The sequence below is a fragment of the Neisseria sp. P0014.S002 genome (assembly GCF_051958295.1).
GTDB classification, from domain to species: Bacteria; Pseudomonadota; Gammaproteobacteria; order Burkholderiales; family Neisseriaceae; genus Neisseria; species Neisseria flavescens_B.
The window spans coordinates 65,456-89,619 of record NZ_JBQCVO010000002.1 but is presented as its reverse complement, the minus strand read 5'-3'; the positions used below and the strand labels follow the sequence as shown (position 1 = coordinate 89,619).

The 24,164-nt window shown below is 48.9% G+C and carries 20 protein-coding genes and 2 pseudogenes; 9 read left to right on the top strand and 13 right to left on the bottom strand.

Translation table 11 applies throughout. The annotated features are described in order from the left end of the window. Nucleotides 1-18: 18 nt before the first annotated feature. The 6 genes and pseudogenes from ACTHSX_RS02680 to gltX all read right to left on the bottom strand — a co-directional run bounded on the left by ACTHSX_RS02680 (nt 19) and on the right by gltX (nt 5,998). Nucleotides 19-297, bottom strand: coding sequence for a hypothetical protein (locus tag ACTHSX_RS02680; RefSeq protein WP_311458465.1), 279 nt, complete (start codon nt 295-297; stop codon nt 19-21). Nucleotides 298-380: 83 nt separating this feature from the next. Then, on the bottom strand, nt 381-830 hold the full coding sequence (locus ACTHSX_RS02675) for an HvfX family Cu-binding RiPP maturation protein (RefSeq protein WP_070590022.1): 450 nt from the start codon (nt 828-830) through the stop codon (nt 381-383). A gap of 224 nt (nt 831-1,054) precedes the next feature. Further along, nucleotides 1,055-3,364: pseudogene (recQ, locus tag ACTHSX_RS02670) on the bottom strand (DNA helicase RecQ). Between the two features lie 216 nt (nt 3,365-3,580). Further along, nucleotides 3,581-3,916: a zinc ribbon domain-containing protein YjdM gene (locus ACTHSX_RS02665; RefSeq protein WP_107868354.1), complete on the bottom strand. Its 336-nt coding sequence runs from the start codon at nt 3,914-3,916 to the stop codon at nt 3,581-3,583. A 59-nt stretch (nt 3,917-3,975) separates the two neighbouring features. Next, complete coding sequence (locus tag ACTHSX_RS02660; protein WP_296184962.1) at nt 3,976-4,314, bottom strand: hypothetical protein; 339 nt, start codon at nt 4,312-4,314, stop codon at nt 3,976-3,978. A 289-nt stretch (nt 4,315-4,603) separates the two neighbouring features. Next, on the bottom strand, nt 4,604-5,998 hold the full coding sequence (gene gltX, locus ACTHSX_RS02655; protein ID WP_440370512.1) for a glutamate--tRNA ligase: 1,395 nt from the start codon (nt 5,996-5,998) through the stop codon (nt 4,604-4,606). A 159-nt stretch (nt 5,999-6,157) separates the two neighbouring features. Here gltX and ACTHSX_RS02650 point away from each other — a divergent pair, with 159 nt between their 5' ends. Both ACTHSX_RS02650 and ACTHSX_RS02645 read left to right on the top strand, forming a co-directional pair. Further along, nucleotides 6,158-7,252, top strand: coding sequence for an ABC transporter substrate-binding protein (locus ACTHSX_RS02650; RefSeq protein ID WP_296186147.1), 1,095 nt, complete (start codon nt 6,158-6,160; stop codon nt 7,250-7,252). Nucleotides 7,253-7,359: 107 nt separating this feature from the next. Beyond that, nucleotides 7,360-7,617, top strand: coding sequence for a hypothetical protein (locus tag ACTHSX_RS02645; RefSeq protein ID WP_049349229.1), 258 nt, complete (start codon nt 7,360-7,362; stop codon nt 7,615-7,617). A gap of 70 nt (nt 7,618-7,687) precedes the next feature. Here ACTHSX_RS02645 and ACTHSX_RS02640 read toward each other — a convergent pair whose 3' ends face one another. Together ACTHSX_RS02640 and arsC are read right to left on the bottom strand one after the other, a co-directional pair. Continuing rightward, nucleotides 7,688-8,344, bottom strand: coding sequence for a YdcF family protein (locus ACTHSX_RS02640; RefSeq protein ID WP_296186144.1), 657 nt, complete (start codon nt 8,342-8,344; stop codon nt 7,688-7,690). Nucleotides 8,345-8,369: 25 nt separating this feature from the next. Then, the gene (gene arsC, locus ACTHSX_RS02635; RefSeq protein WP_070584450.1) at nt 8,370-8,729 is read right to left on the bottom strand and encodes an arsenate reductase (glutaredoxin); all 360 of its coding nucleotides are present in this window, start codon (nt 8,727-8,729) and stop codon (nt 8,370-8,372) included. Nucleotides 8,730-8,898: 169 nt separating this feature from the next. Here arsC and ACTHSX_RS02630 point away from each other — a divergent pair, with 169 nt between their 5' ends. Beyond that, entirely contained in the window at nt 8,899-9,381 is a 483-nt protein-coding gene (locus ACTHSX_RS02630) for a TlpA disulfide reductase family protein (protein WP_063076503.1), read from the top strand. 75 nt (nt 9,382-9,456) lie between these two features. On the opposite strand, the gene ACTHSX_RS02625 is transcribed toward ACTHSX_RS02630, so the two are convergent. The 4 genes and pseudogenes from ACTHSX_RS02625 to ACTHSX_RS02610 form a co-directional block, all read right to left on the bottom strand. Next, complete coding sequence (locus ACTHSX_RS02625) at nt 9,457-12,477, bottom strand: type I restriction endonuclease subunit R (protein ID WP_440376737.1); 3,021 nt, start codon at nt 12,475-12,477, stop codon at nt 9,457-9,459. Between the two features lie 94 nt (nt 12,478-12,571). After that, nucleotides 12,572-13,858 (bottom strand): restriction endonuclease subunit S, encoded by a 1,287-nt coding sequence (locus ACTHSX_RS02620; RefSeq protein ID WP_440376736.1) that lies wholly within the window; start codon nt 13,856-13,858, stop codon nt 12,572-12,574. 134 nt (nt 13,859-13,992) lie between these two features. Then, nucleotides 13,993-14,211: pseudogene (locus ACTHSX_RS02615) on the bottom strand (hydroxyacid dehydrogenase); the annotation flags it as partial. Next, a complete protein-coding gene (locus ACTHSX_RS02610) occupies nt 14,204-16,585 on the bottom strand; it encodes a type I restriction-modification system subunit M (RefSeq protein WP_440376735.1) in 2,382 nt (793 codons plus the stop codon). The gene ACTHSX_RS02610 and the pseudogene ACTHSX_RS02615, both read right to left, overlap by 8 nt. A gap of 339 nt (nt 16,586-16,924) precedes the next feature. Here ACTHSX_RS02610 and ftsE point away from each other — a divergent pair, with 339 nt between their 5' ends. From ftsE to ACTHSX_RS02585, 5 genes are all read left to right on the top strand, one after another. Then, on the top strand, nt 16,925-17,575 hold the full coding sequence (gene ftsE, locus ACTHSX_RS02605) for a cell division ATP-binding protein FtsE (RefSeq protein ID WP_003681151.1): 651 nt from the start codon (nt 16,925-16,927) through the stop codon (nt 17,573-17,575). Further along, on the top strand, nt 17,572-18,489 hold the full coding sequence (gene ftsX / locus ACTHSX_RS02600; protein WP_440376734.1) for a permease-like cell division protein FtsX: 918 nt from the start codon (nt 17,572-17,574) through the stop codon (nt 18,487-18,489). The genes ftsE and ftsX overlap by 4 nt, the downstream gene beginning before the upstream one ends. 196 nt (nt 18,490-18,685) lie before the next feature. Beyond that, nucleotides 18,686-19,939, top strand: coding sequence for a UDP-N-acetylglucosamine 1-carboxyvinyltransferase (gene murA / locus ACTHSX_RS02595; RefSeq protein WP_036492379.1), 1,254 nt, complete (start codon nt 18,686-18,688; stop codon nt 19,937-19,939). A gap of 127 nt (nt 19,940-20,066) precedes the next feature. Continuing rightward, complete coding sequence (gene metG, locus ACTHSX_RS02590) at nt 20,067-22,124, top strand: methionine--tRNA ligase (protein ID WP_440376733.1); 2,058 nt, start codon at nt 20,067-20,069, stop codon at nt 22,122-22,124. A gap of 23 nt (nt 22,125-22,147) precedes the next feature. Then, entirely contained in the window at nt 22,148-22,342 is a 195-nt protein-coding gene (locus ACTHSX_RS02585) for a hypothetical protein (protein WP_063076351.1), read from the top strand. A 108-nt stretch (nt 22,343-22,450) separates the two neighbouring features. Here ACTHSX_RS02585 and rsgA read toward each other — a convergent pair whose 3' ends face one another. Then, entirely contained in the window at nt 22,451-23,317 is an 867-nt protein-coding gene (gene rsgA, locus ACTHSX_RS02580; RefSeq protein ID WP_440376732.1) for a ribosome small subunit-dependent GTPase A, read from the bottom strand. Between the two features lie 151 nt (nt 23,318-23,468). On the opposite strand from rsgA, the gene ACTHSX_RS02575 reads away from it, so the two are divergent. Continuing rightward, nucleotides 23,469-24,086 (top strand): tellurite resistance TerB family protein, encoded by a 618-nt coding sequence (locus tag ACTHSX_RS02575; RefSeq protein WP_440376731.1) that lies wholly within the window; start codon nt 23,469-23,471, stop codon nt 24,084-24,086. Nucleotides 24,087-24,164 lie beyond the last annotated feature (78 nt).

Genomic DNA, 24,164 nt, shown 5'->3' with positions numbered 1-24,164 from the left:
TAAAGGTATGTTGCAGGATTATTTAGAACCGCATTTACCTTCGCCGCATTTGCCTTCTACTACTTTGGCAGCTTTGGCTTTAGATGCTTTGCCTTTTTTAGCGTGGGCTTTTTTCATGGCTGCACCGCATTTACCTTCGCCTGCTTTAGATGCTGCTTGTGCGCCGCAAGTACCTTCGGCAGCTTTAACAGTTTTCTCAACGGCCACGTCGCTGGCGGCTTTATCAGCGGCAACAACACCGGCAGCCAGAGACAGGGACAGTGCACCGGCCAGAGCAGCAGCTACATTTTTTTTCATTTTAACTTCCTTTTAAAAATATGGGTTTAAACAAATTAAGGGATAATATCGGGCATTTAAAGTCGGCCCGCGACCGTGAATCATTAAAGAAAATGCTTGATACGGCAACAGCGTTTCTTCAGCAGGGCATCCAAAGACAGACGGCCTGCGCCCTGCAATAGGACAGGAAATAAAACCACCAAATAAATCAGTGCCATTTTATAACCGTTGTCGCACACATTGTACCCCAAGCCGGCATGTACCGCAGACCATGCGACGGCCGTTACGACCATCAATCCCAGCGCGGACAGCCGCGTTGCCAAGCCGACGATGAGTAGCGCAGGCAAAACAAGTTCCGCCCACATGGCCAAATTCCAGTTGACCGTATCCGGCAACAAATTGAACGGAAAGGGAAATTGACTGTTGATATCTGCAAACCAGTTTTCCCCGTTCCATTTTTCCAGGCCGGACTCAAGAAATTCATACGCGGCAAAAAGCCTGAGTGCCAACAAACCGAAAGCAGCCTGCCAAGAGGGATTGGCTGAGGTGTTCATTTATTTTCCTTATCGATGTGTGTCAAATGGGCTGGGACGAAACATCAATCGGCACCATCCCATATTTCATGCCTGTTTAGACGCGGCAGCTTTGGAAAACTGACAAAACAAATAAAGATATTTTCTTATTCATTGTTTTATAAAGATTAAAAATTCAAAAAGGCCGTCTGAAACACCATGCTTAATTGGGTTTCAGACGGCCTTTGACAATAAACCGCGATCAATTAATCCGCTTGTTTACACAATTCGACAATTTCCGCACCATATTTGTCGGTTTTCTCCTCATTCATGCCGTGGATTTCCGCCAGCTCCGCCAAATCTTGCGGCTGTCGGGCGGCAATGGCGCGCAAGGTAACTTTGCTGCATATCTGATAGGCTTCGAGGCCTTCATGGCGGGCAGTATCGATGTTCCACTGAAGCAGACGGCGCATCAATCGGCGTTTGCGTTTGTCCTCTTCGCTCAGGCCGTCTGAAAACGGGCGGCAGATGTTTAAAATGCCCTCACCGTATTGTTCGATACGTTTTTCGCCGAGTTTATACACGCCTAAAAGGTCGATGGGTTCGGCAGGCGTATTGGTCAGCAAATCGTCCATGCTTTCGTTGGAGAATACCGTCCCCAGCGTTACTTGATCGGCACTTGCCTGCTGCTCGCGCCAAGTTTCCAAAGCCTGTTTTAAGGCCTATTCGCGCTCGCCCAAGCTGGGGATAACTTGTGCACTGTCTGTGGAAACCGTACCAGCTTCGGCCGTTTCGCAAACGTCGAGTATTTCCAAACCGAATTTATTGATTTTCGCCTCGCCCAAGCCGTAGATTTGATGTAAATCTTCCAAACTTCGGGGCATTTTTTCGACAATATCGCGCAGGGTTTTGTCGCCGCAAACCACATAGGCCGGCACTTCTTCTGCCCGGGCGCGTTGTTGCCGCCATTGGCGCAACGCCTGCCACAAACGCTCTTCTCGTTCTGTACGCAACCAATCGTCTTTCGGCTTTTGGGTGGCTGTTTTTTCGCGGCGCAAGGGACGCAGCATGACTTCGGTTTCACCCTTGAGGACTTTTTTTGCCGCTTCGGTCAGCTGCAAGGCTTGATGCTGCTCGACATTGACATTGAGATAGCCCAGGCTGATGCACTGGCGGATGACGCTGCGCCATTCCTTGTCAGTCTGTTCGCTACCGATGCCGAATGTGGATAACTTGTCATGGCCGTTGCGCTGTATCCAATCATCGCTTTTGCCGCGCAAAAGATTGGTGATGTAACCGGCGGCAAAACGTTGTCCGGCGCGGTACACGCAGCTGAGTAATTTTTGCACCAACACTGTGCCGTCAAACCGTACGGGCGGATGCAGGCAGTTGTCGCAATGGCCGCAAGGTTCGGATTCTTCGCCGAAATGTTTAAGCAGCAGTACGCGGCGGCAGGCGGCGGTTTCGCAGACAGAAAGCATGGCATCGAGTTTTTGCATTTCGATTTGCTTTTGCACCTCGTCGCTGTTGCCTTCGGCAATCCTCTCGCGCAACAACACCCAATCGTTCAAGCCGTAACACAGCCAGCTCACGGCAGGCAGCCCATCCCGGCCGGCGCGCCCCGATTCTTGATAAAAATGTTCGACACTCTGGGGCATATCGAGATGGGCGACAAAGCGCACGTCGGGTTTGTCTATGCCCATGCCGAACGCCACGGTTGCCACCACGATAATATTGTCTTCATGCGTAAAGCGGTGTTGGTTTTCCTCACGCACGTCCATGCTCAAACCGGCATGATACGGAATTGCCTCCAAGCCGTTTTCACACAAAAACTGCGCCACATCCTCGACTTTTTTACGGCTTAGGCAATACACAATGCCGCTTTGCCCATGCATCTGCTTGCGGATAAAATCCAGCAATTGTTTTTTACCATTATTTTTTTCGATAACCTGATAATAAATATTCGGACGGTCAAAGCTGGAGATAAATTCGGGCGCATTGTCCAAGTGCAGATAATGCTTGATGTCGGCGCGCGTGGCCGCATCGGCGGTAGCGGTCAGGGCGATGCGCGGGACGTTCGGATAACGTTCGGCAAGCATGCCGAGCTGTTGATATTCAGGGCGGAAATCGTGTCCCCATTGGCTGACGCAATGCGCCTCATCAATGGCAAACAGACTGACGGTTTGTTGGTCGAGAAAACGTAAAAAGCGGTCGGTAACCAAGCGTTCCGGCGCGACATAAAGCAGTTTCAGACGGCCTTGGGCAAGCTTGTCGGCAATCTCGCGCGCCTCATCTACCGATGTGCTGCTGTTGACTGCCGCCGCTTCAATCCCGGCCACATGCAGACTGGCCACTTGGTCGTTCATCAGCGCAATCAGCGGCGATACGACAACCGCCACGCCTTCGCGCATCAGCGCCGGAATCTGGTAACACAAAGACTTGCCCCCACCCGTCGGCATCAGCACCATCAAACTCTCGCCGCCGGCCAAAGCATTGACGATAGCCTCCTGCTTGCCACGAAATTCGGGATAACCGAATACTTCGTGCAAAATCTGTTTGGCGGTCGGCTGAGGCATAATGGTTCCGTAGAATAGGGGAAAGCGTTATTTTAACGGTTTTACACCCGCGTATGTGCGGAACATTTTTCCGCCGCTTTTTCAGGTGACCTCAAATGCAATCCTATTCAATTTATTCAATTTTAAATAAAGATTTGTTTAATTTTGAATGAAATGTATAAAGGCCGTCTGAAACCTGATATTAGGGTTTCAGACGGCCTTTCAAAAATAAAATCTTTAAGCTTTTTTGACGAACTCAGATTTCAAGTTCATCGCGCTGCCATCGATTTTGCAACCGATATTGTGGTCGCCCTCTTGCAGGCGGATGCCTTTGACTTTGGTGCCTTGCTTGATGACCATAGAGCTGCCTTTGACTTTCAGATCTTTAATCAAGACAACCGTATCGCCATCTTGCAAGACCGCGCCGTTGGCATCTTTGACTTCCAAGGCATCATCACTTGCAGCCGCAGCATCGGCCTCGTTCCACTCATGGGCGCACTCAGGGCAAACGTATTGAGCGCCGTCTTCGTAAGTGTATTCCGATTGGCATTTCGGGCAGGGAGGTAGGGACATGAGGTTTCCTTATAAATATGATAAAAGAAGCGTAAAACGCAAATAATACAATGTCTAAATTATTGATTCGCCTTGCTGCCGCCTACGCCGTAAACGGCATTCCAAGCCGCGTCCAACATCTGGCCGGCTTGTTGCAGCTTGGCATTTTGCTGCTCTTTCTGAGCCAAGGCCGTCTGAATTTCGCCTTTCAAACGGTCAATATCGGATTGTGCGGCCTGTAAACGGCGCTGCGCACTTTCCAAATCGCTTTGCAGGGAAATGATTTTGCTGTCGTTGCTGTTTTGCTCATTTAAAGCGGCACGGTAAACCGATTGGACGGACAGCAAACGGTCTTCCGCCTCACCGGCATACACGGCGGCGGCGGATAACATCATCAGGGCAAGTAAGGTTTTTTTCATGGGTTTTCCTTTAAAGTTGTTTGATTTGTAAAGTAAAGCGCAGAGCCGATTTTTCAGCCGCCAATTTTACATAATATGCTTGTTGGTCTTTGTTCTTAATGGCTTATTTTATCCAATCCGGACATTCAGGCTGCCGATAAAAGTTAATTCAATCAACTGTTGTGACAGGTAGGCGGCTATTATTTTCTCATATTCTCCGCCTTATTCCATTATTTTCTGGTTTTATTAGAAAAGGCCGTCTGAAAACTTGGCATCCCTAGTTTTCAGACGGCCTTTTATCATTCATGCCTTACGAACGAATCCGTTTCAACACTTCTTCTTTGCCGATTAATGCCAATACGGCATCGACGCTTGGGGTTTTTGCCGTACCGCAGACAGCGAGGCGTAGGGGCATACCGAGTTTGCCCATTTTGATGCCTTCTTCGTCGCAGAAAGGTTTGAAGAGGTCGTGGATGGCTTCGGCGTTCCAGTCTTCCAAACCCTCGAGGCGTTCGGCAAAGCGCAGCATACGGGCGGCGGCTTCGTCGTCCCAGTGTTTCTGCACGTCTGCTTCGGCAGGCGTTTGTTTGACGTAGAAGTAGAGGCACTCGTCGGCAAGTGTGTTCAGGTCTTGGGCGCGGTCTTTGACCAATGCCAACACGTCTTCCAAAGCAGGCTTGCTTGTTTCATGGATATCGCGCAAGGCAAGGCGCGGTTTCACCATTTCGGCCAGTTTTTCGTTGGCGGTGATTTTGATATGTTCGCCGTTAATCCAGTAGAGTTTCTTCAAGTCCATACGGCTTGGAGACGGGGAAACGTCTTTCAAATCAAACCATTCGATAAATTGTTCCATCGTAAAGAACTCGTCGTCGCCGTGCGCCCAGCCCAAGCGTGCCAGATAGTTGAGCATGGCTTCGGGCAGGATACCCATTGCGCCGAAATCGGTGATGGCAACGGTATCGCCGCTGCGTTTGGAGATTTTTTTGCCTTGTTCGTTAAGAATCATCGGCAGGTGGCCGTATTCGGGCAGGGTGGCGCCAATGGCTTTTAAAATATTGATTTGTTTTGGGGTGTTGTTCACATGGTCGTCACCACGGATAACGTGGGTAATGCCCATGTCGTAGTCATCCACGACAACGCAGAAGTTGTAGGTCGGCGTGCCGTCGGCGCGGGCGATAATCAGGTCGTCAAGTGCTTCATTGGGGATAGAGATTTCGCCTTTGACCAAGTCCGTCCATTTGGTCACGCCGTCCAGAGGCGTTTTGAAACGGACAACAGGTTGCACATCGGCAGGGATTTCGGGCAGGGTTTTGCCTTCTTCCGGACGCCAGCGGCGGTCGTAAGTCGCCGTGCCTTCTTTTTCGGCTTTCTCGCGCATGGCTTCCAACTCTTCTTTACTGCAATAGCAGTAGTAGGCATGGCCTTTTTCTAAAAGTTCGGCAATGACTTCTTTGTAGCGGTCGAAACGGCGGGTTTGGTAAACGACGTTGTCGGCGTTGTCGTAGTTCAGGCCGACCCAATTCATGCCGTCGAGGATGATGTTGACGGATTCGGCAGTAGAGCGCGCCAAGTCGGTGTCTTCGATACGCAATAAGAATTCGCCTTTATGATGGCGGGCAAACGCCCATGAGAACAGGGCGGTGCGTACGCCGCCGATGTGCAGGTAGCCGGTGGGGCTGGGGGCGAAACGGGTTTTGACGGTCATGATGGCTCCAAAATCTTTTAAAACAGTTATTTTACTTTTTCAGCGTAGTTTAAACAATGTAAGGCCGTCTGAAAATAATGTCGGCGCAGAAGGACCGTCTGGGAACTTTTCTCCTAAAAATAAGACAAATGATAATTATTTCTTTGAAAGTATCCGCTCATGAACAAACGCGCTTTATTTGCTGCCCTCGCCCTCCTGCCCCTTTTTGCCCAAGCCGAAATCAAAACTATCAAAGACGTATTGGGACGCGAAGTCAAAGTCGATGTCCCTGTTAAACGCGCGGTTTTGGCGTTTTACTATCCCGACTATATCGCGGTAACGGGTACGGACAAATTTAAAAACGTCATCGGCATTTCGCGTGAGTTTTGGGAGAAATTCAATCCCGGCAGCTGGGCGATGTTCAAACAGAAGCTGCCTACGCTGCAAAACATTGCGGACATCGGCAACATCAGCACCGGCACGTTTTCACTGGAGAAAACGCTCGCGCTCAAGCCGGACGTATTGATTCTGGCCGACTGGCAGTATAAGGCCATCGCCACCCACCTGCCGCGCATTGAAGCGGCAGGCATACCCGTCGTCGTGGTCGATTTCAACGCCGAAACCGTCGCGCGGCACACGCGCAGTGCGGAAATTTTCGGCGAACTCAACGGTACGCAGGCGCGCGCCCAAAAAATTGCCGCCGAATACGCCCGAGGCATTGCCGACATCCAAAAACGTGTCGCGCGCGCCAAGCAGTCCAAACCGAAAATCTATATCGAGTTCGGCGACAAAGGCCCGTCCGAATACAGCTACACCTTCGGCAAAGATATGTGGGGCGCGATTGCCGACACAGCAGGCGGCAACAATATCGCCGCGCCTTACGTTAAAAACTGGGGACCGATAAACCCTGAAAAATTCCTGACGGCCAAACCCGACGTCATCGTCATTTCGGGGACGGAAAACGGCCATAAAGACAAGCCTGGCATTATGGCGATGGGCATAGGCATCAGCCAGGCCGATGCGCAACGCCGCCTGGCCGGATTTGTCAAACGCAAAGGCTGGGCAGACATTCCTGCCGTCAAAAACAAACGCGTTTACGGCATCTACCACACCGCCTCCCGCTCGCTCACCGATTTGGCCAGCGCGCAATTTATCGCCAAAACCCTGTATCCGCAGCAGTTTGCCGACATAGACCCAAACAAGACCTATCTGGACTTCTACCGCAAATACCTGCCCGTCGTGCCGGACGGTACGTTTTACATCCGATTGAAATAGCGGCTGCAAAAATCATAGGCTCAGGCCGTCTGAATATGTATGCTATACTAATAAGGCTTTATTATGTATAATTATTATTCTTTTTATTTAATATAATTGGACAAGATATGATTGAACAAAACCAAATCGGCCATCAGCAGGCTCCGATTGTAAGCATCAAAGAATGGTTGATAACAAACTTGATTATGATGATTCCGCTGGTCAATATAGTTATGATGCTTGTATGGGCATTCGGCTCAAACACCAATCCAAATAAAGCCAATTATTTCAAGGCTACCTTGATTCTGTTTGCCATCGTAATGGTAATTTATCTGGTACTGGCTGTAGTCTTTTTTGGCAGTGTAGCTGCAAATCAATATCAATAAGCAAGAATACATTTAGGCCGTCTGAAACCTAAAAGGCTTCAGACGGCCTTTTACATGGATTACCGAAAGCTCAACCACCTATCCAATTCCAAACCGCATCGCTCCATTTGCCGATACGGTAGAGAAACAAAGAATAGCTCTCCTGCATCAGGAACTTGGCTTTCTTGCTGCGCTCATCAAAGCGCGTGGTCGGGGTGGCGGAGAACTGCGCATCTGACAAGCCCAAATCGGCGGCCATTTCTTCAGCGCGCGCCAAATGATACGGGTCGCTGACAACGATAATGCTGCCGATGCCGTTGGCGTGCATGATAGGGACGATATTGCGCAGGTTTTCGTAAGTGTTGCGCGACGTGTTTTCAAATAGGATATTGTGCGCCGGTATGCCCTGCTTGAGCGCGTATCGGCGCCCCACTTCGGCTTCGGTCATGAATCCTTTTTTGGGCGTACCGCCGGTGAAAATGATTTTGCCGACCCGATGGCTTTGGTAGAGCGTGATGGCATGGTTGATGCGCTCACGGAACACTGGCGACGGGCGTTTGTCCCACGCCGCCGCACCCAACACCACCGCCGCATCGGCATGAGCGTCCTTCGGCAAGGTTTGCAAACCTGTCCGGTAAATCTGCCATGTGCCGCTCAAAAAAATACCGCACACCAGCAAAACGCTCAAAGCAAGGCCGCGAAACAGGTAATATCGCAGGCCATTGCGGCTTTTAAGCAGGGAAATCATCTTCAGACGGCCTTATCCAACCCCATCAGCCGAGTAGGGCGGCAATGTTTTCCAACGGACGGCCGATGGCTGCGCGCGTAGGCGTTACCAAAACGGGACGCTCGAGCAGGGCAGGGTGTTCGGCAATTGCCTGAAGCAGGGCGGCATTGTCCAAATCGGGATTGTCCAAACCCAATTCTTTGTACAAATCGTCTTTGGTGCGCATCATGCCGCGCACCGATTCGATGCCGAGTTTGGCAAACATATCCTGCAAAGTCGCCAAATCGGGCGCGGTATCCAGATATTTGACCACGTCGGCGGCAACGCCTTTTTCTTCGAGCAAAGCCAGCGCGTCACGTGATTTGCTGCAACGCGGGTTGTGATAAAGTGTGAATTCAGACGGCATGAAAGTCTCCGTATTATTGCAAAATCATTCAATGATGGCGGTTATTATCGTCTGCAACTGATTTTTACTCAAACTTTTTACCTGATATCTTGATATGAATCGGTAGGCATACCCACCAAACCGTTTTACAATAAACCCCATTTCGATTGGCAACCTCAAGGATACAACCATGAAAGCCTTAACCGCCCTTCTCTTGTCCGCCGCCGTTTTTACCGCTGCGCCGGCCTTTGCCGCCGATGAAACAGCAGGTTGGCAGGACAACAAACCGCAAAGCCTGGACTCGCTCAAAGCCCCCGTGCGCGTGGTCAACCTTTGGGCAACCTGGTGCGGCCCCTGCCGTAAAGAAATGCCCGCCATGTCCGCATGGTACAAAGCTCAGAAAAAAGGCAGCGTCGATATGGTCGGCATTGCGCTGGATACGACCGACAACATCGGCAAGTTCCTGAAACAAACGCCAGTCAGCTATCCGATTTGGCGCTACACCGGCGCCAACAGCCGCAACTTCATGAAAGCCCACGGCAACAACGTTGGCGTACTGCCCTTTACAGTCGTCGAAGCGCCGAAATGCGGCTACAAACAAACCATCACCGGCGAAGTCAACGAAAAAAGCCTGACCGCCGCCGTGAATTTGGCCAAAACCAAATGTAAATAAAACAGCGGATAGGGCGCTTAACCTACGCTGATACCGAGGCCGTCTGAAACCCAACCGTTCAGACGGCCTTTATTTCTACCTAGCCAAAGCTCGTTGCAAACTCTGCGTCCAAGCGGTTCTAAATGCGGCATCTTTGGCAAAAAGTTTGTATAGCTCTAGTTCATCCCGATGGCGTTCGCTCATCACATCGCGCAAAATGGCTTGGAAAGCCAATTCACGGGTATGAATATCCGGGTTATTTTGATATTTCTGCTCAAAGTCTTTATGGCTACGAATACGCTCAGTAATATTGATAAATTTTACCCGTTGCTCATCCGGCGTTGCGCTCCAGCCTTGAAACCATCTTTCATTAAACACTCGAATAATTTCATCAATCGGATCTTTTTCTTTATCTTCACCATGCGTACCGCGTGGATTTGGATTTTGTGGATCAAGCTCAGTTTCTTCATCATCTAATTTAATGCTGTAATTCAGTTTAGTACGCGCCAAGCCATAAGAGCTTAAATCCACTGCATCTAAAATTTCATCAAATTCATCCATTGGATCTTGTACTTTTAATTTTGGTACTAAGAATTTGAGGAACCAATAAAGCTTCTCCCAAGCGATATTTTCAAAATTGATGATGGAGGCCATTTGCCCGTAAATTTTTAAAAACTGTTTTGCCTTGATTTTAAAATCGACTTTTTGGGTTGGCTCAAGCGCCAACTCATGATCGAAACGTTGAACCGCCACATCAATGATACTACTTAATTGCTGTGCGTCTTTATTGGCAAAATAGCCTTCAGTAAAGTCGTTGACCTCCGCTTGTTCATACACGCCGGTTTCATCCAACTGATCTTTCAAATCATGCAAGACATTGACATCGGTTGCTTGCGACAACGACGTAGAAGTATAAAACGGCTCAAATGCTTGCTGAATATCTTCAACGCTGTTAAAAAAGTCCAACACAAACAAATCTTCCGTGCGTTTACCCAACTTATTCGCACTGCGATTTAAACGAGATAAAGCTTGCACACAAAGTACGCCGGAGAGTTTCTTATCCACATACATGGCACATAATTTCGGCTGGTCAAAACCGGTCAGATATTTATTGGCCACCACCAGCAAACGATATTCATCTTGATCGAAATACTCTTTGGTTTCGCTTTCTGCAAAGCCGTTCATTTCTGCTTCGGTATATTCAACACCATCAACCACTTTACTGCCTGAAAACGCAATCGCAATTTTAAATGGATTACCTCGCTCAGCCAGCAAGCGTTTTAACGCTTGAAAATAGCGAATGGCGGTTTCAATATTTTGCGTTACCACCATTCCCTTGGCTTTGCCTTTGAGTTTTTTACGGTTAAAGATTTGCTGGATAAAATGATCCAGCATGATTTCCGCCTTGGTATCAATCGTTTGTTGCGAACGCTCTACATAAGCTTTCAGACGGCCTTGTGCCTTCTTACTGTCAAACTCCGGATTATCTTCAATTGATTTAGTGATCTCATAAAAACTTTTATAAGTGGTGTAATTCGCAATCACATCCAAAATAAAGCCTTCTTCAATCGCCTGTTTCATGGAATAAAGGTGGAACGGCTTAAATTTACCATCCGCCTGTTTCTCGCCGAATTTTTCCAAAGTGCTGTTTTTCGGTGTGGCAGTGAAAGCAAAATACGACGCATTGCCGCGCATTTTGCGGGATTGCATGGCTTGTAAAATCAAATCTTGCACATCTTCGGCATCAAGGTCTTCCGTTTTGCCGATGGCTCGGTTCATATTGTCGTGTGCCGAACCGGATTGTGAGCTGTGCGCCTCATCAATAATCACCGCAAATTGTTTATCACCCAAATCGGCAATGCCATCGACAATAAACGGGAATTTCTGAATCGTGGTAATAATGATTTTTTTGCCCTGCTCAAGCGATTGCCGCAATTCTGCCGAACTCAACGCCGGCGCAACAATGTTTTTCACTTCTGAAAAATCTTTGATATTGTCGCGCAGTTGCTTATCCAGCAGACGGCGGTCGGTTACGACAATCACCGAATCAAAAATCGGGTGGTCTGCTTCTCTACCGTTTGCCGCCTTTTCATTGCGCGGATAAGCCTCAATCAACTGATACGCCAACCAAGTAATGGAATTAGATTTGCCCGAGCCGGCAGAGTGTTGAATCAAATAGCGTTTGCCCACGCCCTGTTCACCGACATCCGCAATCAAACGGCGCACCACCTCTAATTGATGATAGCGGGGGAAAAAGAGCGAGCGTTTCTCCAACGGATCTTTTGTTGAACCATCTAAACGCATAAAATGCTGAATAATGTTGGCAAGGCTGGCTTTGCTGAACACTTCTTGCCACAAATACGACGTGCGGTGTCCGTTTGGGTTCGGCGGATTGCCCTTACCGCAGTTGTTGCCCAAATTAAACGGCAGGAAAAACGTAGCAGGCCCCGCCAATTTGGTGGTCATATAAGCTTCTTCCGTATCTAAGGCAAAATGCGCCAAACAACGCCCGAAATGAAACAGCGTTTGGCTTAAATCACGGTTGCGATATTGTTTTTGGGCATCAATGGCCGTCTGACCCGTCCAATGGTTTTTCAGCTCAAGGGTAATAATCGGCAAGCCATTGACAAACAGCACCATATCCACCGTTTCACTGCTCGAAGCAGAATAAGGCACTTGGCGCATACAACTAAACAGATTCTGTTCAAAACGCTGCTTGACCTTTTCGCCACTGCTAGCAAGCGGAATGGGGTAGAGCAAATCAAAATGGGCGCTATCAATATCCAAGCCTTTTTTCAGCAGGTGCAAGAGGCCGTTTTTCTTTATTTGGCGGTCTAACCGCTCTAGAATTTTACGTTGCCAGTCGTTTGGGTTTAGCTGTCGAAAACGAGCAAGTTCTGCCTCTTGGCTGGTTTGCAGGAATTGCCAAAACAGACGCGTATCAATCGCAAACTTCGCATCAAAATCCTGTGAAAATGCCAGCTCAAAACCATGATGGCGCGGCAGGTATTCCGCCTTCGGCTCGCCCAGCTTATTTTCCATGTTTTCACGCCAAGTGCCGGTTAAGGCTTTTTCGATGGCAATTTCTAAATCTTTTTCCTTAATTCCTGAAACCATTTTTCACCCTTTTGTGAATTTTTAAAAATTTATTCATTATGCTCAAGTTGTCGCGCCAATATTCAAAATCCATCGGATTTTTTGACCGCACTTTTCACACCGATACCCGCACCTTGCCGGTTACCGCATCGTTAATCAACACGCTTTTATATTCTTTCAGTTTTTCAATATGGGCTGTTTTTAATGTGATTGCTTGATTTATTTTTGATACTTGTGTTTCAAGATAATCAGCAATTTTTTGTTGTTCAGAAATTGGAGGAACAGTTATCCATAAATTGGATAAATCTGTTGAGTTAATTGCTGGATAGCTCATACCTTTAGAAAACACAGAGACTTGCTCCGTAAATGCATCACTTTTTGCATATAACTCAAAGAAATTATCTTCTAGGCACTCATTTGACGTTATCACAGCAAACCCTGTCGAAAATATACAATCTTGATGTTCTTCTTTTACCATTGTTATTGCTTTCAAATAAGTTCTTACAGTTGAAACAACGATATCTCCTCTATTGGCTAATCTTCTGGCTCTTGATGGAGCATTTTTAAATGAAAAATTCTCTACTTTTTCGATACCGTTCTCAAAAGATACACTTCCAATATCTACATATTTAATACTCAGGCTACCGTTTGTATTTTCGGGCAATGTGTGTTGATTTATTTTTGAAACAAATTTTAACTTTTTCACTTCCCAATGCTCCGGCACTTGCCCTATCCACTCCACACCGGAATCTTTTAACAGCACATCAGGGTTTAACCCACGGGTTACCGCATTTTGAATCAGAATCTGCTTATGCTCTTTCAACAGGGCAATCTGTTTTTCCGCCAAATCCACCGCTTGATCGATTTTGGCGGTTTTGTCGTCTAGGAATTGCGCAATTTTTTGTTGTTCGGAGAGAGGGGGAATAAAAATAGGCGTTCTTCTTAAATTTCCCCAATATAAATTTCGCTGAATTGTTCCCACGCCTTTGGAAGCAATAAGATAATGCGAAACCATAGAACCATTTCTAAATAAATAATTCGCATAATGTGGATCAAATTTATTAGATAACTCAAGTATCAAATAGGCCGGACTAACAATGCCTTCATAGTTGGAAATACCCACTGAACCCCGCCATGCCTGTTGATTATTTAAAACTAAGTTTCCTTTTCTAACAAGCTGATATTTACTTAAATCCAAACTTGTAACATTGGTCCTCTTTTCATCAACATCGCTAAATTTGACTACCCCTCTATCTAAATAAACAGAAAGTAATTCTTTATCTATATGGTTAGTAATACTTGAAATTTTAGCCTGTACAAATAATGGGAAACTTTCCCAATGACTCGGAACTTCCCCCAACCATTCCACGCCCGAATCTTTGTAACTCTCGTATCGTCTCATTTGCAAAAAATCCTTAAAATCTGACCGCTTGTATAGGGTGCATAGCTTTAACTACCGTTTATCTTTTAACTGTTTGATTTCTTTTTGCCAATTTTCTAATATTTTTAAATCTTCACTATCTGCTTGGCGTTGTTTTTGCCGTCTTGGGCAGTTATTAAATAATCCTTAATAACTGAATTTTCATCTAACTCTTTGTCTTTTAATATGTTTTTTATGTGGGTGGTTATATTTGGTACAGAGGTGTCAAAAAGTTCTGCCAACTGATTTTGTGTAAGCCACGCTTCGTTTTCCATCACTAATAATGCAACATTGGCTTTGCCGTCATCAGTGTTATAAATAATTAAATCACTCATAGATTTCCCCCAAAATTTCACTAATCAAGCCGTCAGCCTGTTTTTCTAACGCCAAAATATCTTGGGCCACTTCTGCAAGGCTGCGCAATAGTTTGTGGCGGTAAAAATATTTATTAAAGCTGATTTCATAGCCAATTTTCACGCTTTCCATATTCAGCCATGCTTCACTGATGTGCGGTTGCACTTCGGCTTTGAAATAGTCGTGGATATTTTGTTTAAGCGGTATGGATTCGCTGTCGCGCAAGTCGCTGCTGGTTTCGTATTGGAGATATTCGCCCGCTTTGCCGGTGGTGTAATAGCCAAAGTCTGCCAGCTCGTCGACTTGGCATTGGTAGCGTTGGCAAAGGGCATCCAATTCGTTTGGTTTGAGCTTGAGTGTTTTGGCAATCACTTTGGCGGCATTTTCGTTGTACCAGCTTACGGCATTGAAAATGGCCTTTTTCTCTGTGGCAGAAAGGGGGATTTTTTCGGCTTTCAGACGGCCTTCCACGGCTTGTTTGAATTGGTTGAAATCGTCAAATTGGGTTGAGCCGAAATGTTCGAGTAAGGTTGAGGCCGTCTGAAAAAGTGCGGCGGCTTTTTCCCACGTTTTGACATCCAGCAGCTTGGCTTTGTTTTTGTTGTTTAAGGCTATGCCTTGCGCCTCACACCAAGCACTGATTTCTGGCTCGGTTTTGGCTAAATATTCGGCGTTGTAAACCTGTTCGCCATGTTGCTGATAAAGATATTGCATCGGCTCGAACAGGCTCTTGTCAAAGCGTAAGGATGCAATATTTTCTGCGGTAAATTGGGCAGAACGACGATCCGGGCGTTCGATGGTAACTTTGTAATAGCCGAAATCTTGATTGTCAAAAATCTGCGAAGCCAGGCCGACCGCTTCATTTTGGCTGTCGGTTTCGCGTGCTTTAGCTGTGAAATCAAGATAATTTTGGGTAATTTCGGCGATATGCTCCGGGGCAAATTCGCAGTTTTTGTCGCCGAGGTTTTTGCGCAGCTTACGAAATAAGAGGCTGGCATCAATCAGCTGTACTTTGCCTTTGCGCGCTTCAGGTTTGTTGTTGGAGAGCAACCAAATATAGGTGGTAATGCCTGTGTTATAGAACAGGTTGTTAGGCAGCTGTACGATGGCCTCCAGCAAATCGTTCTCAATGATATGGCGACGGATATTGCTTTCCCCCGAACCTGCATCGCCGGTAAAGAGGCTTGAGCCGTTATGTACGGAGGCCACTCGACTGCCGATTTTGTTGTCATTCGGCGATTTCATTTTGTTGACCATTTCCATGAGGAATAGCAGCTGTCCGTCGCTGGAGCGTGGCGTGGCATCGAGGGTTTCTTCATTGCCCCAGTAATCAGGCAAGCTGACTTTAAAGCGGCTGTCGATAACATCATTGCCGTCTTTAATATAAGCTTGGTCGCTGCTCCAGCTTTTGCCGTAAGGCGGATTGGAAAGCATGAAGTCAAAGTAATTGCCTTGGAAGCTGTCGGTGGCAAGGGTGGATCCGACTTTGATGTTTTCAGGGTTGTCGCCTTTAATCATCATGTCGGATTTGCAGATGGCGTAGGTTTCGTCGTTGATTTCTTTACCGAATAGGAAAATTGAACGCTCGCCTTGCGATTCTGGCAGCGGATATTTTTGTTCGATAAAGTTTTGTGATTCGGTCAGCATACCGCCGCTGCCGCAAGCCGGGTCGTAAATCGTAATAATGGCCGGGATTTGGCTTTTGAGCGGGTCAAAGACCAAATGCGTCATCAGCTCAATTACTTCGCGTGGCGTAAAGTGTTCTCCCGCTTCTTCGTTGTTTTCTTCGTTAAATTTACGGATCAGTTCTTCAAATACATAGCCCATGCCCAAATTGCTCAAGGCGGGCAATTTGTTGCCATCCGGGTCTTGTTGCTCTTTAGGCGTAAGATTGATGTAAGGAGAGACAAATTTTTCCAACACACTCAGCAAAACATTTTTATGAGACATGTGGCGGATTTGTTCACGCAGCTTGAAGCAGTTGATAATTTCCTGCACGTTAGCACTAAAACCATCAAGATATTCTTCAAAATTGGCCAGCATATACTGCGGCGTATTGCTGGCGGTTTGATAGAGGGATTTTAATGTCCATTTTGAGGTGTTATAAAAAACATGGCCGGTAATTTTTTTGAGGGGAAGGTCATCCAATTCGGTAAATGCCAATTCTTCTTTTTGAAAGCGTACTTCTTCTAATACCGCTTCTTTGCTTGGCTCAAGCAAGGTATCCAAACGACGAAGCACAAACATCGGTAAAATCACATCACGATATTTACCGCGCACATACACATCGCGCAGACAATCGTCTGCAATGCTCCAGATAAAAGAAACCAGCTTGTTATGAACGGAATGATCCATATTTATTCCCACTTAATATTACGAAATTATTCTGGGTATTGTTGCCTATTTTTAATAGGGTTTCAATTTTTCTTTTAGAAACATTGCTTATCTTGTTTGTATGGGGAATTTGCCGATAAACTCAAAAGGCCGTCTGAAACCCAACCGTTCAGATGGCCTTTATTTCAAACCATATTGCTTTGTGTTGCAAACCGGCAGTGTATCCGCCGGCAGAACCGGGGTTTCACTATCAAAAAGCAGCCGAAATATTTATAATCTGTGAATATCCCCATTTTTTCAGACGGCATGTTACCCTATCGATGACGCCGGCCGTCTGAATCCCTATTTTCAGGAAAACCCATGATCCGTTTCGAACAAGTTTCCAAAACCTATCCCGGCGGTTTCGAAGCCCTGAAAAATGTCAGTTTCCAGATTAACAAAGGTGAGATGATTTTTATCGCCGGCCATTCGGGCTCGGGCAAATCCACCATTTTGAAGCTGATTTCAGGCATTACCAAGCCTACCAAAGGCAAGGTTTGGTTTAACAATCAAGACCTCGGCACCTTGAGCGACAATCAGATCGGCTTTATGCGCCAACATATCGGCATTGTCTTCCAAGACCACAAAATCCTCTACGACCGCAATGTCTTGCAAAACGTTATCCTGCCTTTGCGGATTAGCGGTTATCAGCCGCGCAAAGCGGAAGAGCGTGCGCGTATTGCGATTGAGAAAGTCGGCTTGAAAGGCCGCGAAAACGATATGCCCATCACTTTGTCCGGCGGCGAACAACAACGTTTGTGCATCGCGCGCGCAGTGGTTCACCAACCCAGCCTGCTGATTGCCGACGAACCGTCCGCCAGCCTTGACCGCGCCTATGCGCTGGATATTATGGAATTGTTTAAAACCTTCCATGAAGCAGGCACGACCGTGATTGTTGCGGCGCACGATGAAACGCTGATGGCGGATTACGGCCACCGCGTCTTGCGCCTGCAGAAAGGACGCCTCGCATGAGCATGATTCATTACATCTCGTTACACGTCGAATCGGCGCGTACCGCGCTCAAAGAGCTTCTGCGCCAACCCATCGGCACGCTGCTAACCCTGCTCATGCTTGCCGTTGCCATGACCTTGCCGCTGTTTATGTATTTGGGCATCCAAAGCGGTCAAAGCGTATTAGGCAAACTCAACGAGTCGCCGCAGATTACGGTTTATATGGACACCGATGCGGCAGGTTCTGATGCCGATACAGTGAAAAACCTGCTCCAACGCGACAGCCGTATTGATAAAGTCCGCTTTATCAGCAAGCAGGAAGGTTTGGAAGAATTGCAGACCAATCTCGACCAAAACCTCGTTTCCATGCTCGATGGCAACCCGTTGCCCGATGTCTTTATCGTTACGCCCGACCCATCCACTTCTCCGGATCAGATGCAGGCCATCTATAAAGACATTACCAAACTGCCGCGCGTCGAATCGGCAACCATGGATACCGAATGGGTACAAACCCTTTATCGTATTAACGAATTTATCCGCAAGATTTTATGGTTCCTCTCACTGACTTTGGGCATGGCCTTTGTCTTGGTGGCACACAACACCATCCGCCTGCAAATCCTCAGCCGTAAGGAAGAGTTGGAAATCACCAAGCTGTTGGGTGCGCCCGCTTCCTTCATCCGCCGCCCTTTCCTTTATCAGGCAATGTGGCAGAGTATTTTCTCAGCCGCCGTCAGTTTGGGCTTGTCGGATTGGCTGCTGGCCGAAGTACGGCCACTGGTGGACGCGATTTTCAAACCCTACGGCCTGAACATCGGCTGGCGTTTCTTCACATTTAGCGAAGTGTCGCTGGTATTCGGCTTCGTCATCGCGCTGGGCGTATTCGGCGCATGGCTGGCCACCACGCAACACCTCTTAGGCTTCAAAGCCAAAAAATAAGCCTTGGCAAACAGGCCGTCTGAACCATTCAGACGGCCTGAAATCTTATCCTTTCGCAACTTAAACAAACCTTGTGAAAATTTAATACTGCCAAATCTAACAGCAAGGGCATAATCCCTTATAATTGATGGTTTATTACCTATCTCATTTCATTTGTGCGGCATAAACCGTGCAGACAAATAACGAAAGACATCCTGTGGACAAACTCAAAATCTCTGCCAACGGCCCCCTCAACGGCGAAATCATCGTATCCGGCGCAAAAAACGCCGCCCTGCCGCTGATGTGTGCCGGCCTGCTGACTTCCGGCACTTTACGCTTGAAAAACGTACCCATGCTCGCCGATGTCAAAACTACCCAAAAACTGCTGCAAGGCATGGGCGCACGCGTTTTGACCGACAACATCTCAGAATTTGAAATCAACGGCGGCACTGTCAACAACACCTGCGCACCTTACGAGCTGGTAAAAACCATGCGCGCATCCATCTTGGTTTTGGGCCCGACCCTCGCCCGCTTCGGCGAAGCCCAAGTCAGCCTGCCCGGCGGCTGCGCCATCGGTTCGCGCCCGGTTGACCAACACCTCAAAGGCCTCGAAACCATGGGCGCGGAAATCACCATCGAACACGGTTACGTCAAAGCCAAAGGCCGTCTGAAAGGCACGCGCGTCACCATGGACGTCGTGACCGTAGGCGGCACCGAAAACCTGCTAATGGCGGCCACGCTTGCCGAAGGCACCACCATCCTCGAAAACTGCGCCATCGAGCCCGAAGTTGTCGATTTGGCCGAATGCCTCGTCAAAATGGGCGCAAAAATCAGCGGCATCGGTACAGCAACCATGACCATCGAAGGCGTAAAAGAGCTGCACGGCTGCGAACACAGCGTCGTTCCCGACCGCATTGAAGCCGGTACCTTCCTCTGCGCCGTCGCCATGACCGGCGGCAAAGTCGTCCTGCGCAATGCCGCCCCAAAAACCATGGAAGTCGTGTTAAACAAACTGACCGAAGCCGGCGCCATCATCGAAGCCGGCGACAACTGGATTTCCATCGACATGCAACAACGCCCCAAAGCCGTGGACATCCGCACCGTCGTCCACCCAGGCTTCCCAACCGACATGCAGGCGCAGTTTATGGCCATGAACGCCATTGCCGAAGGCAGCAGCCGCGTAGTGGAAACTATTTTTGAAAACCGTTTCATGCACGTTCCCGAACTCAACCGCATGGGCGCAGACATCACCACCGAAGGCAACACCGCCTACATCAAAGGCGTGGAAAAACTCTCCGGCGCCGTCGTAATGGCAACCGACCTGCGCGCCTCCGCCAGCCTCGTCATGGCCGGCTTGGTCGCAGAAGGCGAAACCATCGTCGAACGCATCTACCACCTCGACCGCGGCTATGAATACATCGAGAAAAAACTCGGCGGCGTAGGTGCAAAAATCGAACGCGTACGCGGTTAATCCCATACGCAGCCGATAAATAAAAGGCCGTCTGAAACACCGGCAATCGGGTTTCAGACGGCCTTTGCGTATTGTTTTGCGGTATAATTCCCGACATCTTTATCCATTGTTTTTCAAAGCACAAACCATGACACGCAAAATCCTTGTCACTTCCGCGCTGCCGTATGCCAACGGCAGCATCCACCTCGGCCACATGGTCGAACACATCCAAACCGACGTTTGGGTACGCTTCCAAAAACTGCGCGGCCACGAATGCTACTACTGCTGCGCCGACGACACCCACGGCACGCCCGTGATGCTTGCCGCGCAAAAACAAGGCATCGCGCCTGAAGACATGATTGCCAAAGTGCGCGAAGAACACCTCGCCGACTTCACCGGCTTTTTCATCGGCTACGACAATTATTACAGCACCCATTCCCCTGAAAACAAACAGTTTTCTGAACAGATTTATCGCGCGCTGAAAGCCAACGGCAAAATCGAAAGCCGCGTCATCGAGCAGCTTTTCGACCCCGAAAAACAAATGTTCCTGCCCGACCGCTTCGTCAAAGGCGAATGCCCCAAATGCCACGCCCACGACCAATACGGCGACAACTGCGAAGTCTGCGGCACGACCTATTCCCCGACCGAACTGATTAACCCGTATTCCGCCGTTTCCGGTGCCAAACCCGAATTGCGCGAATCCGAACACTTCTTCTTCAAACTCGGCGAATGCGCCGACTTCCTCAAAGCATGGACTTCCGGCAACAATCCGCACGACGGCAAGCCCCATCTGCAACCAGAAGCCCTCAACAAAATGAAAGAATGGCTGGGCGAAGGCGAAGAAACCACCCTGTCCGACTGGGACATCTCCCGCGACGCGCCGTATTTCGGTTTCGAAATCCCCGACGCGCCGGGCAAATACTTCTACGTCTGGCTGGACGCGCCCGTCGGCTACATGGCATCGTTTAAAAACCTGTGCGACCGCATCGGAATCGATTTTGACGAATACTTCAAAGCCGACAGCCAAACCGAGATGTACCACTTCATCGGCAAAGACATCCTCTATTTCCACGCCCTGTTCTGGCCCGCCATGCTGCATTTCTCCGGCCACCGCGCCCCGACCGGCGTGTACGCACACGGCTTTTTGACCGTGGACGGACAAAAAATGTCCAAATCACGCGGCACCTTCATCACCGCCAAATCCTATTTGGAACAAGGCCTGAACCCTGAGTGGATGCGCTACTACATCGCCGCCAAACTCAACAGCAAAATCGAAGACATCGATTTGAACCTGCAAGACTTTATCAGCCGCGTCAACAGCGACCTCGTCGGCAAATACGTCAACATCGCCGCCCGTGCTTCAGGTTTCATCGCCAAACGCTTTGAAGGCCGTCTGAAAGACGTTGCCGACAGCGCATTGCTGGCAAAACTGACTGCGCAAAGCGAAGCCATTGCCGAATGCTACGAAAGCCGCGAGTACGCCAAAGCCCTGCGCGACATCATGGCATTGGCAGACATTGTCAACGAATACGTTGATGCCAACAAACCTTGGGAGCTGGCAAAACAAGAAGGCCAAGACGCACGCCTGCACGAAGTATGCAGCGAGCTCATCAACGCCTTTACCATGTTGACCGCCTACCTCGCCCCCGTATTGCCGAAAGTGGCCGAAAACGCCGCCAAATTCCTGAATTTGGAAGCCATCACTTGGGCAAATACACGCGAAACCTTGGGTGAACACGCCATCAACAAATACGAACATTTAATGCAACGAGTGGAGCAAAAACAAGTGGATGATTTAATCGAAGCCAACAAACAAAGCATCACCGCCGCAGCCGCGCCTGCCGCCGAAGAGAGTAAATACGAAAAAGTCGCCGAACAGGCCAGCTTTGACGACTTTATGAAAATCGATATGCGCGTCGCCAAAGTATTGAACTGCGAAGCCGTCGAAGGCAGCACCAAACTTTTGAAATTCGACCTCGATTTCGGTTTTGAAAAACGCATTATCTTCTCCGGTATCGCCGCGTCTTATCCCAACCCCGCCGAATTGAACGGCCGCATGGTCATCGCCGTCGCCAACTTCGCCCCGCGCAAAATGGCAAAATTCGGCGTATCCGAAGGCATGATCCTCTCCGCCGCCACGGCAGAGGGCAAACTGAAGCTCCTCGACGTTGACGCAGGCGCACAGCCCGGGGATAAAGTGGGCTAAGTATCAAATCTTAAGGAGAAACCATGTTAAACCTTTCCGCACCGGTACTTAAAGAAATTGAGTTGCTTAATGATGCAGGCTTATCGGTTGGCGCTATTGTTGCAGTGTTGCGTCTGAAGTTTCCGGTAGAGCTCCATGATCGGGAGGACAAGAAAATTGAAGAAGCCGTTCTTCTCATGATCAATCCGCCACGAAAAGCACCTTCTCTTTCCCGCTAAGGTAGCGATACCGGTTGAAAGGTAAATTTGGTTATGCTTCAACAAAAGGCCGTCTGAATTTTTCAGACGGCCTTTTTATTTATCCAAACGCTTATTTTCGTTAAAACTTTATCTCAACAATTCATCGGTAACGCGTTGCAGAAATTCGATGCGCTCGGGTTTGGCTTCGCCTGATTCGGCAGCAGCTTTGACGGCGCAGCCGGGTTCGGCGCGGTGGGTGCAGTTATGGAAACGGCACTGGCCGATGAGGTGGCGCAGGTCGGGGAAGTATTGCAGTAAATCGGCGGCTTGGAGATGGTGCAGGCCGAATTCTTGCAGGCCGGGGGAGTCGATGAGTCGGGTTTCTGCGTTTAAATCGTATAGTTGGGCGTGGGTGGTGGTGTGCTTGCCGGAGTCGAGCGCGGTGGAAATGTCGCCGGTTCGGGCGGCTTGGTTGCCGAGTAGGGCGTTGGTCAGGGTGGACTTGCCCATGCCGCTTTGTCCGAGCAGGATGTTGGTTTGCCCTTCTAAAATGGGACGTAGGATGTCGGCGTTTTCCAATGCGTTGGTTTCGACCACGGGGTAGCCAAGGGTTCCGTAGAATTTGAGTTTCTCGCGCCATTGGGCGGTTTCGGGGAGGTCAGCTTTGTTGAGGACAATGACGGCGTTAATGCCGGCCGCTTCTGCCGCGAGGAGGGCACGTTGCAACAGGGCTTCGCTGGGTGAGGGGCTGGCGGCGGTTACGATGAGCAGTTGGGTAACGTTGGCGGCAATCAGTTTGGTTTTCCACGCGTCTTGGCGGTAGAGCAGGCTTTCGCGCGGGAGGTAGTCTTCAATCACGACTTGTTCGCCGTTGATGGGGCTGATGCGGACTTGGTCGCCGCAGGCGAAATCGACGCGTTTTTTGCGGGTGGTGGCGTCATATGTTTGGCCGTCAGGGGTGCGGACAATATAGCGGCGGCCATAGCTGGTAATGATTTGGGCGGTATCGGTCATGATGGGGCTTATTGTTTGGAATGGTGTGATTGTACCGAAAGTCGGCTATGGCCGTCTGAAAACTTGTTTGCACCTTTTAACTTTCTTTGGCTTGGTTTTTGGGTGTTTCTACTCTATATTTTCAATATATTGGTTTTCAGGAGATTTTTTTATGGATTTCAGTCAGTTGCTCAATCAGGTTTTGGGTGCGGCTCAAAAAGGCGGCAAAGCGGTAGCGGACAGCCCGCTCAATTCTTTCGGCGGCGGCGCGCTGACGGGTGCTTTGGCATCGATGCTGTTGAAAAAGAAAAACGCAAAGAAGCTGGTCAAGGCCGGCTCGGTCGCCGCTTTGGGTTTTCTGGCTTATAAAGGCTATCAAAACTGGAAGCAAAACCGCCAGCAGGAAGAATTGCCGCAAAGTGCGTTCCAACCTGCCGGTCTGATTGGTGAAAACCACAGCCGTGTGATTTTGCAAACGATGATTGCGGCGGCGGCTTCAGACGGCCTGATTGACGATGCGGAACGTGCGGCGATTGAGCGTGAAAGCGGCAGCGATGCGGAAACGGCGGCATGGTTGCAGGCGGAATATGCGCAACCGGCCTCTATCGAGCAAATTGCCGCTTCTATCGGCAGCGACGAGGCTTTGGCAGCTGAAACTTATCTGGCGGCCCGATTGGTCTGCGCGGACTTGTCGCGCAAGGAAATCGTATTCCTGAGCCGTTTGTCCCAAGCTTTGAATTTGGACGACCAACTGGTCGAAAGCTTGGAAAAACAGCTCGAATTGGCTTAAGCTTGATTTAAAAGGCCGTCTGAAACTTGATTTCAGACGGCCTTTCGACTTAATTTGAGAGTAGAATAACCCTTTCGA